17 protein-coding genes are annotated in these 14,683 nt (G+C 68.9%); 8 read left to right on the forward strand and 9 right to left on the reverse strand.

Annotated features, from left to right (window positions below):
- Positions 1–246: 246 nt before the first annotated feature.
- Positions 247–1,047, reverse strand: a complete 801-nt coding sequence (locus CP976_RS41505) for an inositol monophosphatase family protein (RefSeq protein WP_150484991.1) — start codon at positions 1,045–1,047, stop codon at positions 247–249.
- A gap of 740 nt (positions 1,048–1,787) precedes the next feature.
- On the opposite strand from CP976_RS41505, the gene CP976_RS41510 reads away from it, so the two are divergent.
- From CP976_RS41510 to CP976_RS41525, 4 genes are all read left to right on the forward strand, one after another.
- Positions 1,788–2,603: an AraC family transcriptional regulator gene (locus CP976_RS41510; RefSeq protein WP_150484992.1), complete on the forward strand. Its 816-nt coding sequence runs from the start codon at positions 1,788–1,790 to the stop codon at positions 2,601–2,603.
- 37 nt (positions 2,604–2,640) lie between these two features.
- A complete protein-coding gene (locus tag CP976_RS41515) occupies positions 2,641–3,261 on the forward strand; it encodes a LysE family transporter (RefSeq protein WP_150484993.1) in 621 nt (206 codons plus the stop codon).
- Positions 3,262–3,437: 176 nt separating this feature from the next.
- A complete protein-coding gene (locus CP976_RS41520) occupies positions 3,438–4,172 on the forward strand; it encodes an alpha/beta hydrolase (RefSeq protein ID WP_150484994.1) in 735 nt (244 codons plus the stop codon).
- A gap of 577 nt (positions 4,173–4,749) precedes the next feature.
- Positions 4,750–5,247: a VOC family protein gene (locus CP976_RS41525; protein WP_150484995.1), complete on the forward strand. Its 498-nt coding sequence runs from the start codon at positions 4,750–4,752 to the stop codon at positions 5,245–5,247.
- A 389-nt stretch (positions 5,248–5,636) separates the two neighbouring features.
- On the opposite strand, the gene CP976_RS44750 is transcribed toward CP976_RS41525, so the two are convergent.
- Complete coding sequence (locus CP976_RS44750) at positions 5,637–6,587, reverse strand: ATP-dependent DNA ligase (protein WP_150484996.1); 951 nt, start codon at positions 6,585–6,587, stop codon at positions 5,637–5,639.
- Between the two features lie 245 nt (positions 6,588–6,832).
- On the opposite strand from CP976_RS44750, the gene CP976_RS41535 reads away from it, so the two are divergent.
- Positions 6,833–7,273, forward strand: coding sequence for a VOC family protein (locus CP976_RS41535; RefSeq protein ID WP_150484997.1), 441 nt, complete (start codon positions 6,833–6,835; stop codon positions 7,271–7,273).
- 308 nt (positions 7,274–7,581) lie between these two features.
- Here CP976_RS41535 and CP976_RS43335 read toward each other — a convergent pair whose 3' ends face one another.
- Both CP976_RS43335 and CP976_RS41545 read right to left on the reverse strand, forming a co-directional pair.
- Positions 7,582–8,379, reverse strand: a complete 798-nt coding sequence (locus tag CP976_RS43335) for an ATP-binding protein (RefSeq protein ID WP_229875969.1) — start codon at positions 8,377–8,379, stop codon at positions 7,582–7,584.
- 405 nt (positions 8,380–8,784) lie between these two features.
- Entirely contained in the window at positions 8,785–9,159 is a 375-nt protein-coding gene (locus CP976_RS41545) for a hypothetical protein (RefSeq protein ID WP_150484999.1), read from the reverse strand.
- 225 nt (positions 9,160–9,384) lie between these two features.
- Between CP976_RS41545 and CP976_RS41550 the strand changes: the two genes are divergently transcribed.
- On the forward strand, positions 9,385–9,894 hold the full coding sequence (locus CP976_RS41550) for a MarR family winged helix-turn-helix transcriptional regulator (RefSeq protein WP_150485000.1): 510 nt from the start codon (positions 9,385–9,387) through the stop codon (positions 9,892–9,894).
- Between the two features lie 94 nt (positions 9,895–9,988).
- Here CP976_RS41550 and CP976_RS41555 read toward each other — a convergent pair whose 3' ends face one another.
- From CP976_RS41555 to CP976_RS41570, 4 genes are all read right to left on the reverse strand, one after another.
- The gene (locus CP976_RS41555) at positions 9,989–10,414 is read right to left on the reverse strand and encodes a PPOX class F420-dependent oxidoreductase (RefSeq protein WP_150485001.1); all 426 of its coding nucleotides are present in this window, start codon (positions 10,412–10,414) and stop codon (positions 9,989–9,991) included.
- Between the two features lie 74 nt (positions 10,415–10,488).
- Positions 10,489–10,881, reverse strand: a complete 393-nt coding sequence (locus CP976_RS41560) for a nuclear transport factor 2 family protein (RefSeq protein ID WP_150485002.1) — start codon at positions 10,879–10,881, stop codon at positions 10,489–10,491.
- Between the two features lie 35 nt (positions 10,882–10,916).
- Positions 10,917–11,699 (reverse strand): MBL fold metallo-hydrolase, encoded by a 783-nt coding sequence (locus tag CP976_RS41565; protein ID WP_150485003.1) that lies wholly within the window; start codon positions 11,697–11,699, stop codon positions 10,917–10,919.
- Positions 11,700–11,747: 48 nt separating this feature from the next.
- Positions 11,748–12,128, reverse strand: a complete 381-nt coding sequence (locus tag CP976_RS41570; RefSeq protein ID WP_150485004.1) for a VOC family protein — start codon at positions 12,126–12,128, stop codon at positions 11,748–11,750.
- Positions 12,129–12,418: 290 nt separating this feature from the next.
- On the opposite strand from CP976_RS41570, the gene CP976_RS41575 reads away from it, so the two are divergent.
- Complete coding sequence (locus tag CP976_RS41575; protein WP_150485005.1) at positions 12,419–13,300, forward strand: SPL family radical SAM protein; 882 nt, start codon at positions 12,419–12,421, stop codon at positions 13,298–13,300.
- A 31-nt stretch (positions 13,301–13,331) separates the two neighbouring features.
- Here the strand turns inward: CP976_RS41575 and CP976_RS41580 are convergent, their stop codons facing one another.
- A complete protein-coding gene (locus CP976_RS41580) occupies positions 13,332–13,667 on the reverse strand; it encodes a winged helix-turn-helix transcriptional regulator (protein ID WP_150485006.1) in 336 nt (111 codons plus the stop codon).
- A gap of 65 nt (positions 13,668–13,732) precedes the next feature.
- On the opposite strand from CP976_RS41580, the gene CP976_RS41585 reads away from it, so the two are divergent.
- Positions 13,733–14,578: an NmrA family NAD(P)-binding protein gene (locus CP976_RS41585; RefSeq protein WP_150485007.1), complete on the forward strand. Its 846-nt coding sequence runs from the start codon at positions 13,733–13,735 to the stop codon at positions 14,576–14,578.
- Positions 14,579–14,683: the final 105 nt, after the last annotated feature.

A 14,683-nucleotide genomic window follows, 5' to 3' on the forward strand; every position in this document is an offset into this window, starting at 1 on the left:
TCGCGGCCGGCCCCGGCACGAAGACTTCCCCCTCGACCGCCCCGGCGGATGCACGACACCGGGCACCGCCGGCCGTTCAGCCGGGTGGAGCATCGGCACCGGCTCTCCGAGGAGGCGCCAGGCACGCGGCGGGTCATGCCGGGTACCCAGGTGCCCGAACAGCAGCGAGAAGGGCATCCGCTGGGTCGGCAGGCCCTTGCATGGCGCAGCCCGACCCAACCCGGCGATACTCGTGCGGTCACAGCACTAACTTCGGCTGCGGATCATCGACATGAGCAGCCCGTGGGTATCGTCGTCGGCGGCGACCACGAGCCCGCGGCCTGTCTCACCGATCGGCGCGCCGTCGATCCCGGTGACAACGCATCCGGCAGCCCGGCACAAGGCGATGCCGGCGGCGAAGTGCACGCTCCTGGAGAGGTCACCGCCATCGGTGACATACGCGGCGCGCTTGCCGGCAGCGACCCAGGCCAGCGCCAGGGTCGTCGACACGACCCGCGGCCGGAAACGCTCGACGAACTCGAGGTGGGCCAGTAGATCCACGGCCCGGAATCCCGGCGCACTCGGGAACGGCGGATCCAGGTTGACGTCCACCAATCGGCTGGCCGGCGTGGGCGTCAGGAGTGCGTCGTCCGCCCCGTCATGCCGTACCCAGGCGGTCTCCCCGTCGGTGAAGAAAACCTCGCCGTTGAACGGATCGGCCACGGCTGCTGCCCCGTCGCGCAGCGCCACGTTGACGGCCACCAGCATGTTGCCGACGGCGTAGTTCAGCGTGCCGCACAAGGGGTCCACCAGCCACTGGCGCACAGCGTCGGCGGCGCCCTGTTGCCCGCCTTCCTCGCCGAGCACCGCGTCATGGGGCCGGGCGGCACGGATGACGTCGAGGATCGACTCCTCGGCCGCCACATCGGCGGCGGTGGCGAAGTCCCCGGCAGCTTTGTCGATGCGTGGGAGCCACTGGCCGTACATGCTGCGGACCACGTCCGCGCCGGCGCGCGCCCCGGCTATCGCGACGTCAGCATCGTCGGAACCCGTGTATGAGTTGATCACGTCGTGCAGACTACTGAGGCGCAGCTACCGCCCCAGCGAAATTTCCCGGTCAGAACACCAGCCAAGGCGGAGCCGGAGATCACGTGCGTGAACCGGTTGGGGCACGACCAGGACGAAGCCGAAGTGCTGCTCGGCTGGACCGAGCAGGTGGGACCGCACTCCGGACTCCGGCCGCGACCCACTCGCCTCCCGCCGCCTCCCACCCTGGCCGAACTCAATCTCCTTCGGCGGCCAGGAGCGCGACGGCGTCGATGAGCGCGGTCGCGTCCGCGCGGCGATGGAGCGCATCCTGGGCGGCATGCCCGGTCGCTCGAACGGCTGCGCCGGCAGCTCCGTTGACTGAAAGAGGCGCGGGGCGCCGAGGCCGAGGAGATTGCCCAGTTGAAGGCCGATGTTGAACTGGCCGACGTGCTGGTGTCGTCCGGGTCCTGCCGACGCAGTCGAGGACCGTCGACAGCGCACATCCGGCGCCGCCGGGGCTGGGGTGATCGTCCGTTACGGGGGTCAGGTCCAGCAGGCGCACCGCGAGCAAGCACCGGACGGCGACGGCCTGCCGAAGCCGGTCTCGGGGTTGACCTCTGCGGGTCAGGTGGGGGTGTTCTCGTCGAGGAGGAAGGGGTCTCCGTGTCCGGGGGCGACCAGGGCGAGTTTGCGGGTGAGGATCTTGCGGCGGGAGGCGCAGGCGGAGGTGACGGCGTAGGCGCCGATGACGCGCAGGTCGCCTGCCGTACTCTCTGCGCATGCATGTCACGGACTGGGGCGGAGGTCAGCTGACGGTAGTGCGTCCCCGGTCGGGCGGCTTCCCGCGGCACAGCCACGACGAGTACGTGATCAGCGTCAACCTCTGCGGCCTGGAGCGAGTCCGGCTGGATAGCGCCTCGTTCGACGTGAACCCGGACGAGTTCACCGTCTACAACCCCGGCCAGGTCCAGTCGTGCACCACCCAGGTCCCACCCGACGCGTCCTTCGCTGCCGTGAGCTGGTATGTCCCGCCAACGGTGGTGGAATCACTGACGGGCGACGCTCCCGTCGACTTCGAACGGCCCGTCGTCCGCTCCCCACACCTACGCGACGAGTTCCTCGCTGTGGCCAGGGCATTCCGCGAGCTGGCACCGGAGGGACACCCTCGGCCTGCTGGATCCGCTGTTCTGATCCAGGAGCGGCTCGTGCTCGTGCTGTCGCAGCTGCTTGACCTGGCCGCAGGGCGGCGGATGCGTGCTCCGGAACCCGCTGACGCCCGGATCGCCACGCTGCTCGACCGGCTCCGCAGCGACTTGTCCGGCGCGCCGCGGCTGGCCGAGCTGGCCGACGAGGCAGGGATGTCCCGGGAGCATCTGATCCGGACGTTCACCCGCGCCACCGGCACCCCGCCCTACGCCTGGCACCTGTCGGCCCGGTTGGCCGAGGCACGGCGACGGCTGCGAAAGGGTGAGCCCGTCGCCGATGTCGCGCACGTGCTCGGTTTCGCCGACCAGGCGCATTTCCACCGCCACTTCGCCGCGGCCTACGCCATCACACCGGGCCGGTACCGTCGGCTGTCTCAGATCAACATCTGACAAGACCGCACGGCCCCGCCCCGCCACAGTGGCCGGCATGACTGAGATCTTCATGGTGGCTCTGTGGTTGGGGCTGGTGTTCAACGCGGCGCCGGGCGCGGTGTTCAGCGAGTCCCTTCGGCGCGGAATCCGGGGCGGGTTCGGCCCTGCCTTCGCGGTCCAGGTCGGCTCGCTGGTGGGCGACGCCGTTTGGGCGGTGCTCGGCCTGGCGGGGGCAGGGGCGCTGTTCGCGGTGCCGGCCTTGCGCGTGCCGCTCACCGTGGCCGGGTGCTTGTTGCTGGCCTGGTTGGGGGTGGCGGGCCTGCGCGACGCGCTCGCGCGGAAGGTGTCCGATCGGACCGCAGAGCCGTACGCCAAAAAGGACCGCAAGGCCATGGCTGTGGGGGCGGGCATGTCCCTGGCGAACCCATGGAACGTTGTCTATTGGTCGGGCGCGGCCGGCGGGGTGGGCGCCGTGCTGGGCCCGGGCGGGGCGGCGGAGCTGGGCGTCTTCTTTGCCGGGTTCATGGCCTCCTCGATGCTGTGGTGCCTGATCGCGGCGGGACTGATCGTGGTACTGCGCAGGGCGCTGCCACCACTGGCCGTACGCGCACTTGAAGCCTGCTGCGGAGTCTCGCTCCTGGCCTTCGCGTTTCTCCAGCTGAGCCGGCTCATATAAACCGTTTGGCGGACGAGGGGGGACCACTGCTACATTCCGGGAGGCCGTGCGAGAGATCGAGGAGGTGGTACCCGTGAACGCAGTATCGACATGGGTGCTTCCCTCCGGGGTCACGGTCGGGCGATAGACAGGTCGTCCGGGAGCGCCGTTCCAATGCACTCCCGAAAGGCACGACCATGCATTTCACTTCAGAGCAGCACCTCGACGACGGCGTCCTCGAACGCGAATTCACCCTCGGTGAGATCCCCGGCATCTTGTGGACACCCGCATCCGCATCCGCACCGGTACCGCTGATCCTGCTCGGCCACCCTCCCCTCGGGCTGCGCAAGATGTACCCCCGACTGGTGGCACGGGCCCAGCACTCCGCGGCGCAGGGTTTCGCATCGGCCACGATCGAGCTCCCGGGAAGCGGAGACCGGCCCCGTTGGCCTGCCGCCGAGCAGGCCCGCGCCGACCTGCGCCGGGCGATGGAGGCCGGCGAGCCGGTCAGCGACGAGATCGTCGACGCCCTCATCCTCCCGTTGGTCGAAAAGGCAGTCCCGGAATGGCAGGCCACCCTGGACGCCCTCCTTCCGCTGCCCGAGATAGGCGGCCCGGTCGGGTACTCGGGGGGAGTGATCTCCATCGGCATCCGGCTTGCGGTGGTCGAGCCGCGCATCGTGGCCGCCGGTTTCTTCGCCGGCAGTTTCGTGCCTCGCGCCATGTTCGAGGAGGCCCGCCAGGTCACTATTCCACTGCACGTCCTGCTGCAGTGGGACGACGAAGGGAACGACCGGCAGGCGGCCCTGGACCTGTTCGACGCCTTCGGCTCCAAGGAGAAGTCCCTGTACGCCAATATGGGCGGGCACACCGGCGTCCCGGAGTTCGCGGGAGACGCCGCGGCCCAGTTCTTCACCCGACATCTGAAGTGAGGCCGGGCCGCCAGACCGGCAGCAGACGGGAGCTGAGTGTCGGTCGGCATGCCGCACCTCCAGCCACAGCCGCGCACGTGCAGCAGGCTCACCTTCTCCATCGGCAGCCGCTTGCGCCCAACCCGCAGTGCAGGATCCCGATCACCGGCCAGACCAGAGCGTCGCCCCACGACCGAAGCAATCCGCCGTCCAGCAGGTACAGGGCCCTGAAGACCAGAACCCACTTCGCCGTCATCCGCCAGCAGGGTGTGCGGAGGCGGGGGAGTGCTGGTCCCGAGACGTCGGGATTCTCCTGGACGGCCAAGTCCCATATTTGCCTGACCCGCCGGTCGAGTGCTGACTCTGTCTCGTCCGTCGCGCCTCGATCGCGTCGCGCGGGTCAGGTCGCGTGGGACGTACCACGTCACCGCTGTCCCACGTAATCATCAGCCGTATTCCTTGTGTCATGGGGTGCAAGCGTGTGGGTGGTGCCCTCTTGGGGCTGAGCATCGTCTCCATTCAGTGGCTTCTAGGTCGGAATCTGGCCTAGAGGCCACGTAGCGTCAGAACGAGCAGCACGCACTCAGGAGGGCAGCGAATGACCGTAAAACCGATCCCGAGCGGCTACCACACCGTCACGCCGTGGATCATCTCGCGCGACACAGCTGGCCTCATCGACTACCTGAAGGAGGCGTTCGACGCAGAGGAGATCGCCCGGGTCGTCGGGGACGACGGCCGGATCGGGCATGCGGAGGTACGGATCGGCGACTCGATCGTCATGCCGTTCGACGCGCCACCACACTGGCCGCCGACGCCCGCCTTCCTGCGCCTGTACGTCGAGGACGCCGACGCCGCGCACCGCAGGGCCGTCGCGGCGGGCGGTACGTCCGTGACCGAAGTGACACACCTCTTCTTCGGTGACCGGATCGGACGGGTACGCGATCCGCTGGGCAATCTGTGGTGGCTCCAGACGCGGGTGGAGGACGTCAGCCCGGAGGAGATGGAACGCCGTCTGGGCGACCCGAAGTGGACCGAGGCGATGGAATACGTCCAGGGTGCCGACTTCTTCCCGGGGACCTCCGGCTTCGGGGGATGACTCACCCGCACCGGTGTGACGACTGCAAGCAGGGAGCGCGCCGTGGAGCTCACGATCTTTGATAACCAGTCCGCGATGCCGTCGAGGCCGCACGGTCCGACGGTGAGCAGGTAGAACACCACCCCGACGCCGGCCTGTCAATGGACAGCTTCACCAGGAGGATCTTGAAGCCTGGCCGACGGTATCCAGCGGGACGGCGGCCAGCCTGTCGGCATCGAGACCTGGGCGTCCACCGCGCAACCGGCGCCCCTTCGCCCCGCCCTCGACCGGCTGCTCGCCCGGGTTCGTGGCGCGCAGGACGACAGGACGACGATTCCCCGACAGTGATCGAGCGACGGTGGGGTGCGGGACAGCCGGCCTCCATTCGCAGAGCGCGCTCCGAAGACGTGCTATTCGATGCTGACCAGACGGGCGCCGATGCAGCGTTGGCATACACCGCGATAGAAGTCGCGCCGTGACCCGTCCGCGCATCCCGGGCACGGGCGTGGTCGGGATGCTGACATCCCCCTGGCGGCCGCCTTCCATGTTCCTGGCTGGAGTTGAGGGGAGAAAGAGGGGCGGGATGGGGGGGCGAAGGCGCGGCCGGGATCGGGGCGCTCGCCGGTGTTGCGCGCCGACCGGGGCCGCCGCCGCTGCGCCGCCGTCACGGCGACAGCGGTGCCAGGAGGGGGACGTCGGTGGGGGAGAGGTCGGTGCGGGGGCGGTGCAGGCGTGCCGGTGTCGCCACCGGCTGGCGGCATCGCGGGCGCGACGCCGACCTCGACCACGAGCTCGAGACGCACGAGCGTGACGTTCAGCGTCTCCCTGGTGCGCCCATCGGGCAGCATATGATCAGCCCCGTCCTCGGGCGCCCGGGACGAGCCCGAGCGAGAAGACCGGTGAGTGTGCTGCTGGCCGTCTGGTGAGGCTTGTGGTGCGGCCGGTGTACCGAAGTCGCCCACGGCCGTCGTATCTGCCAAGCAGCAGACTGCGCGGCGAGGCCAGGGAGTTGTATTCCGCCACCCGCGCACGGACGGCTCGTAACGGCTGTCCAGCCGCTTGCAGACCACGCCTTCCATGCCGACCGCCGCCCATGTCAGCCAGTCGCGCAAGGTGTCCGGGTCGGCGGTCGATGGACACAGCGCCCACGGCGCCGACAACCTTCGCGCGGCGAACAGCGACTCCAGTGCGGCCCGGCGCCGCCGGTACCGCCAGAGGGTCGTGTCCGTCTCGGACAGCCGGAGCAGGTCGAAGGCGACGAAGTGGACCGGCCGTGTCAGCGCGTACCTCGTCGACGAGGTTCGGCCGGACGGTGACGTACTGGAGCTTGATCCCCGAGTCCCATCAGCGCTGATCTGCATTTCCGTCCACGGATGTCGGGCGGGGACGGCACGCTGCGGCTGATCGTCTTCATGGGAGCGGCCATCCGCGCCGCACTCACCCTCGGTGGCGGCGCCTGGCTCGCGGGTCTGCTGTAGCGGTGCTCAGGCGCGATCCAGATTTTTTGGAGTTCGGCGGTCTGAGGATGTCGAGAACGTGCCACCGGCTCCGTCCCAGGGACATCAGCGGCCACCACCGGCCGCACGAGGAAGAAGGAGAATCCAGCATGGCGATTCAGAGGATGGACAACGTCGGCATCGTCGTCGAGGACATGGATGCCGCCATCGCGTTCTTCGTGGAACTCGGTATGGAGCTGGAGGGCAGGGCGGAGGTCGAGGGCCTCGTCGCCGACCAGTGCACCGGACTGGACGGCGTCCGCTGTGACATCGCGATGGTGAGGACCCCGGACGGCCACAGCCGGCTCGAGCTGGCGAAGTACCGCAGCCCCGCGGCGATCAGCGCCGGGCCGCGCAACCGGCCGCACAACATCCTGGGCACGCACCGCGTCATGTTCGCCGTTGATGACCTAGAGGACACGGTTGCCCGCCTGCGCCCTCACGGCGCCGAACTCGTCGGCGAGATCGCCCGGTTCGAGGACAGCTATCTGCTCTGCTACCTCCGCGGCCCGGAGGGCATCATCGTCGGACTGGCCGAGCAACTGCGCTGAGAAGGAGGAACCGAACAGTGCAGCCGAACGAGATCATCGAGGCTCTGAAGCGCCCGATCTGCCAGGAGCCGCGGGCCGTGACGTGACCCGCCGCGTACAGCCTCCTGAAACCACGGCACCAGTAGGTGAAAAACATCTGAGTGTCTGGAGAACCGTCCCACTTCGGCTCCGCTGCTCACCGGGTCGCAGATCGGGATCGGATACGGGGGAGCTCAGCATCGGCTCCGACAGCGTCCACGTCGTGTGCGGTGGGCGGCTGTGAGCGGCGCCCGTGGCGAGGACGCCGGCGGCCAGAAGGGTCGGTTCTGTCAGGAGAAGGAGAAGTGCGCGGCGGCTTCGGCGGGCGTGGTTGCTTGGCGGCGTCCGGGGACATCGTGGACGGTGGTCGCGCCCTCGGAGCGGAGCTGATCGGCACCGGCGTCCCGGGTCATGGTGGCGGCGTAGGCACGGACGTCCGCGGCGGCGAGGTCCGTGCGGCCTCTCTGGGTGTACTGCTGGAGGAGGTCGGTGACGTCCGGGTTGAATCGCAGCATGGTCACGGGGGCGTCGAAGCGCCTGGCGATGGCGATGAGCCGTGCGCGTGCCTGCGGCGTGACGTTCGTCGACTCGGCGACTGCGCTCTGTCCGGTTGCGAGCCTGGCGACGATCCTGCGGTCACGTTCCTCGAAGATCCGTGCGTCCGCCGCGTCGGATTCCGCTTCCGCGGTTGAGGTGCCGAAAAGTTCCGCGCGGATCTCGTCGCTGGACACGACGGCCTCCGGGTCGATCTGCCGGCGCGCGACCAGCGCCCGAACGAAGCTGGTCTTGCCCGAGGCCGGTGGGCCGACGAGGACGACGAGTCCCGTCGGCACTCGGATGACGGGCGCGAGAGCGTTGAGGTAGAGGCCGCCCGCGCAGTCGAGGGCTTCCTCCGGGGAACCGGCGGGCAGTCCGCTGGGCAGGACGTTGTCCCGGTAGCTGTCGTTGCCGGCCAGGTAGAGGGCGAAGCCCCAGGTGTGCGGCACGCCTGTGAAGCGCAGTCGGCACAGCGGCAGGCTCTCCTCGCCGGGCAACTCCGCTGCCACGTAGGCGAATCCTGTGCGGAAGCGGACGGTGATGGCTTCCACTTGGGGCCAGCATTCGCGGGCGTGGCGGTTAAGACGCTGGCGCAAGTGGTGCTGCATCGATTCCGGTGGGTTCTTCGGCACGGGCCCATCCTGCCGGGTGCGGCGGCGGCCCGCCATGATCGTTGGCAGTGGAGAGTGGGCGACGGGCAGGGCCAGCGGTGGCGGTGGTGCTCTCCATCGACGAGAAGACCGCGGTCGCCGCCCGTTCACGCCGCCATTCCGGTCGTCCCGCACGCCCCGGTGAACCAGCCCGGCGGGAGTTCGTACGGGCGTCACGGCCTCCCACACCGCCAAGCACACCAAGGCGTGGCTGGCCGCGCACCCGCGCTGGCACGCCCGGATCGGCATCCGGAGTCGAGCTCTTACCGCGTGCGGACCGGAGTTCCGGCGCCGGGACGACAGGCCTCACGACAGCAGCATTCGCGTCCATATGACGGCCAGGAAGGTGCAGGCGAGCGCGAACAGGCTCTGCACGACGGCGGTGACCGGCATTCTCAGGCGGGCGTGCACCACGGCGCCGGTCACCGCCAGGGCCGGAACGCCCCAGACGACGAGCCACATCAGGACGGGGACGTCGCGGGAGTGCACGGTTGCGGAGGGGTTCGACGACTTCGCGCTGCCCATGCCGACCATGACGAACAGCATCGCGGCGACTACGACGATGACCGCGTCCGCGACCAGGAACAGCAGAGCTACCGCGATGTCGATCAGCCGGGAGGGGCGTTCGCGGGATTGAGGGGGCGTCTGGGTGTCCTGGTCGTCCGCGGGCGGTGAGGCCATGACCAGACTGCACCACGGAATGGCGTGTTCGGCATCGTCCGGGACCGTATAGCGACCCGACTGTGACCAGCAGTCACCACGACCAACATGGAGCCGGGCCTCAGCGCGCTCTTCACGTTGGGCTTCACCCCTTGTGGACCACGCCCTCATGCCGAGCGCAGCCCAGGCGACGCCGATGACCTACAATTAATCATCTATGGAAGATAGTTCTTCGGAAGATGAGTGATGGCTGACCTGAAGCGGCTGTATCGGGAGCTGGTCTCGCTGGAGATCGAGCTGTGGAGCGGCATCGAGGGGCGGTTGCGGGCCGAGTACGATCTGCCGCTGACCTCGTTCGAGGTGCTGCACCTGCTGTTGCGTCGGCCCGGGCCGCGGATCCAGGACATCGCTGAGGAGTTCTCGATCACGGTGGGCGGCACGAGCAAGGTGGTCGACCGTCTGGAGTCGGCGGGCTTGTGTGAGCGGCGTGCCAATCCGAACGACCGTCGTTCCTCGGTCGTCGAGTTGACGCCTGAGGGGCGCAAGCTGGTGGGCGGGGCGCTGAAGGTCTTCGAGGAGGAGTTGGAGCTGCGGATCGGATCGGTGATTCCCGAGCGGTCCGTGCGCGAGGTGACGGCGGTCCTCAGCACACTGCGGGCAGCCGGGCGGGCCCTGGACGCGGAGCGGAAGGCCGCCGGGCAGACGCCGGCGCCGGGCGCGCGGGCGCCGAAGCAGCCTGGCCGGCCGGCGTCATGAGCCACGAAGGCTGCGCGGTGCCCGTGGCCTGATGGGCCGCTGCTGCCGGGAGACTGTCTTCACCCGGCCCCGCCCCATCCGCTCCGCCCACAGGTCAGTCGGCGATGCCGCCGAAGGCGATGACTTTGTCGATGTGGCCGTGGACGAGGATGTTGCCGGGGCCGCCGTTGCGTGCGGCGTACTCCTCGGCGCGTTCGTCGCCCATGTAACGGGCGCCGAGGAGGCCTCCCCAGCGCACCATGTCGTCGGGAGCCTCGGAGATCTCGGCGCGTCCTTGGAGCAGGACGAACGCGTACGGTGGCCGGTCCTCGTCGACGCAGAGGGCGAACCGTCCGTCACGGGCGAGGTTGCGGCCCTTGACCCCGTCCTTCTCGGTGGTGAGCACGATGGCGTCGCCGTCGAGGAGGAACCAGACCGGTGTCACGTGGGGACTGCCGTCGGCGCGGACGGTCGACAGCTTGCCGGTGCGAGTGCCGTGCGTGACGAACGCGCGCCACTGCTGCTCGGTCATCTTCCGCATGTGGGTGCCTTTCGCGTTCGTACGGATCGGCTCGCGGGTGTCCGAGGCCGACTCGGCCCCGGACACCCGGAGGCTCAGCCCCAGAAGGCGTCTTCGGCGGCAGGGTCGCCGGAGAAGAGCCACATCTCGGTGATCTTGCCGCCTGTGATGCGCAGGAGATCGACGCCGTCCATGCTCATCGACGCGCCGTCGCGGCGGCCGCTGAAGTGGATGGTCGCGGCGACCAGGTCGTCGTTGGCCATGAGCGTGTGGATCTTGTCGATGGCGAAGGTGCCCCGGCTTGTCTCCATCATGCTGCCGAGCATCTGGAAGACGGCGTCGCGGCCCTTGTGCTCGCCGGAGAACTGGTTGGCGCCGGGCTGGTGCCAGACGATCGCCTCGTCGAGGAGTTCGCCGAGGGTGGCCATGTCTCCCGTCTGTACGGCCTGGAAGTAGGTGCGGGCGATGTCGATGTTCGGGCTGCTCATGATGCTTGCTCCACGGGTGTTGGTGCGGGTGGTGGTCATCGGGCGAAGTCGAGGCGGTCGGCCAGGCCGGCGTCGGTGAACGCGGCCTCGATCTCGTGGCGGCCTTCCTTGAAGTGGGCCCAGCTGTCGAAGTGGGCGGGGACGATCCGGCGGGCGCCGAGCAGCTTCGCGGCCTCGGCACCCTGCGCGCTGTCGAGGGTGAGCAGGGCGCCGTCGAAGGCGAAGGCCATACGGGCACCGCCGAGGAAGAGGACCGCGGTGTCCACCGGGGCGAACTTCTCGGCGATCTCCTCGACGTGCTCCAGGGCGGCGTTGTCGCCGCTGACGTAGACCGAGGGCAGGTCGTCGGAGGTGAGCATGAAGCCGATGACGTCGCCGGAGACCGGCTCGCAGCCGACGGGGCCGTGCCGGGCGGGCAGGCCGGTGACGGTGACGGTGCCGCCGTCGGGCCGCTTGAGCTCAGCGCTCCGCCAGAAGGCCAGCCCCTGCGCGTTGCCGCCCAGACGGTCCGCACCGCTGACCGTGGCGAAGACGACCGGCACCTCCGGCAGGAAGGCGCGGCCGGCGTTGTCGAGGTTGTCGTCGTGCTCGTCATGGGAGAGCAGGACGGCGTCGACGCGCCCCAGGTCGGCGGCGGTGACAGGTGACGGCTCGGTCTTGACGAGCTTGTGGTCGCCGGGGAGAGGCATGAGGTACTCGCCCGGCGGGTCGAAGGTCGGGTCGGTGACGAACCTCAGCCCGCCGTACTCGATCACGGTCGTCGGACCGCCGTGGACACGTACGGGGATCTTTTCGCTGGCGGCGCTGGCGCCGGACATCGGGAACCTCCAGGTGGGAACAGTGAAGGCGCGGACCTGCGGAAACCGTCAGGCGTCGGGTACGGAGAACACGCCGAAGTGGTTGCCGGCGGTGTCCCGCAGCCGGGCGAAGGTGAAGCCCGCAGAGTCGGAGGCCGGCTCCATGAGGACCTTGGCGCCGAGCCCTCGCCCGCGCTCGACGGTCTCGGCGACGTCTTGGACGAGGACGTAGAAGACCGCGTAGTCGGGGAAGGCGCCCTCCGACTCCCACACGCCGCCGGTCGGCTGCGGGGCGCCCGGCGTCATCACCGAGTGGTAGGTCACGCCGGGGGTGTTGGTGTTGGGGACGTACTTCCAGTCGAAGAGCTCACCGTAGAACTCCTTGACCTTCTCCGGCTGGCCGGTGCCGAACTCGAACCAGGCGACCGAGTTGAAGGCCGGAATGGTCATGACACTCACTCCTTTACGCCCCCTGTGGGCGGAATGTGACTCTCTGAGGCAGATGGAATCCAAGCGGTGACCACCGCGCCCGGCGGGGCGCCTTGCAGGAACCGGCGGGGGTGAGGGCCCCTGAGCCGGTCCGGAGTCCAGCAAACCATTTACATTCCATGGAAGCAACTTCCGTAGATTATTGTTCCATGGGTGGGGGTTCGGTGATCTTCAGCCGGCCGGCCCTTGGACAGCAGAGGAACCCGGCGTCTCCCACACGGACGGTCGGGTCAGCAGAAAAGGAAGTGGTCATGGAGCCGGTCGAGATCGAGGCGAAGACCCTGATCCAGAAGTCGAAGACCCCGTCGAACGACTACGTCATCAACCCCTACACCGGCTGCGTGCTGGGCTGTGCCTACTGCTTCGCCAGCTTCGCCGGACGGCAGTTCGGCCGATCGGCGAAGGAGTGGGGCGACTACCTGTACGTGAAGAAGAACGCGGTCGAGCTCGCCCGCAAGGAGCTGTCGAAGATGCCGGAGGGCAAGCGCCGCGGCACGATGCTGCTCAGCTCGGTCACCGACCCCTACCAGGGCCACGAGACGAAGTACCGGCTCACCCGCGGCATCCTGCGCGAACTGGAGAGGGTCGAGTACCCGGGCCTGGTCCGCATCCTCACCAAGTCACCGGTCGTCACCCGCGACATCGACCTGCTCACCAGCCTGCCCCGCGCCGAGGTCGGCATGAGCGTGACCACCACCGACGACAAGGTCAGCCGCTGGCTGGAGGTACGCGCCCCACTCGCCTCCCGCCGCCTGCGGACCCTGGCCGAACTCAAAGAGGCAGGCATCCCCACCTACGCCTTCGTGGGCCCGCTCCTGCCTCACTTCGCCACCCAGCCCGAGCTCCTGGACGACCTCTTCGGCCAGCTCGTCGACGCGGGGGTGAGTGAGGTGTTCATGGAGCACATCAACCTCAAGCGGTACATCCGCGAGCGCATGGACCAAGTCCTCGTCGGCGAGCCCGAAGACGTCCGCGAGGCGTACCTCCAGGCGCGGACGAAGGAACATCGCGAACAGCTCGACGTGATCGTCGCGGAACTGCTGGACAAACACGGTCTGCGGCTGCGCTTCGAGGAGGTCGTTCACCACGACGACAACGACTCCCTGCGGCAGAGGCTCATGTCCTCGGGGTGACCGCGTCCGCGCCGCCGGGCGGGGGCCTTCATCAGGCGGTGACGTCGGCCTCGGGATCCGGTACCGCCATGGCCCAGGTTCCCATGGCCTCCAGGACATCGCGCAGCCCCTCGCCGAGAGGGGTCAGCGCGTACTCGACGCGCGGCGGGATTTCCGCGTAGGTCGTGCGGGTGACGATGCCGTGCCGCTCGAACTGCCGCAGCCGGCTGGTCAGCGTGTGCGGGCTGATGCCGGGCAGGGCATCGCGCAGTTGGTTGAAGCGGTGGGGGGCGTGCAGTAGTTCGCGCACGATCAGGGTGGCCCACGGCCCGTTGAGCAGAGTGAGGAACCGGGCGACGCCGCATTCGGGGAGACAAGGATCAGTCACGTTTTTGACCGTACCCCCATTAGTGCAGTTGATGTAACTGGTGCGTCGCATGCACTAATGGCGCCATGACCTACGTGATTCATGGCGCCACGGGCGCCCAGGGTGCCCCCGTCGTCGTTGCCCTCGCCGCCGCGGGCAAGGCCGTGACCGCTCTGACCCGAAACGCCGATGCCGTCGTGGACGGCGCGCAGAGCGTTGTAGCCGTCGGGTACGGCTCCACAGCGGAACTGACCGAGGCATACCGGGGCGCTGACGGGGTGTTCGTCCACCTGCCGGTGGTCTCGGAAGAAGACCGCCAGACCTACGCGCGCAACATCGTCGCCGCCGTCCGCGCAGCCCGCCCGGCCCGAGTGGTGTTCTCCACCAGCGGTGCCCCGACCGACCCCGAAACCGGCGGCGCGGCCGCGGCACTGGTCAGCGCCTTGGCGGACATCGGGGTCTCCCATGCGGTGATCGCGCCCACGTTCTACCTGGAGAACCTGCTCATGCCCTACGTCATCGACACGGTCCGGGAGCGAGGCGTGCTGCCCTACCCGATCCGCGTCGACTTCCCCGCTTCCTGGGCCTCGCACCTGGACGTCGCCGACGCCGTCGTCGCTCTCTTCGACCGCCCGGACATCACCGGCATGGTCTCTGTCGGACAGTTCCCGGCGATCACCGGACCGGACCTGGCCGAGGCGTTCGGCGCCCACTTCGTCCAGGACGTGGTCTTCGAGCAGATCACCCCCGAGCAGTTCCGCCGCTCCGTCGCACCCCTGATCGGCGAGGGGCCCGCCGCCGACGTCGCCGGAGCCTACGCGGCCATGAGCACGCTTCCGGACCGCTCGATCACACCCGAGAACTCCGCCCAGAAACTGCTCGGCATCACCCCCCGCACCACCGGTCAGTGGCTGACCGACATCGGCCTCTGACCCGAACCACCGTCGGCTGCGGCCGAGTTCTTCAGACAGGGCTTGGCAAGCCGCCGTACTCGATGGGCGGTCTGCCAAGCCCTCAAGTAGCGCCGCCCGGCCGCG

Origin of the sequence: Streptomyces coeruleorubidus, assembly GCF_008705135.1 — a bacterium.
GTDB lineage: Bacteria > Actinomycetota > Actinomycetes > Streptomycetales > Streptomycetaceae > Streptomyces > Streptomyces coeruleofuscus.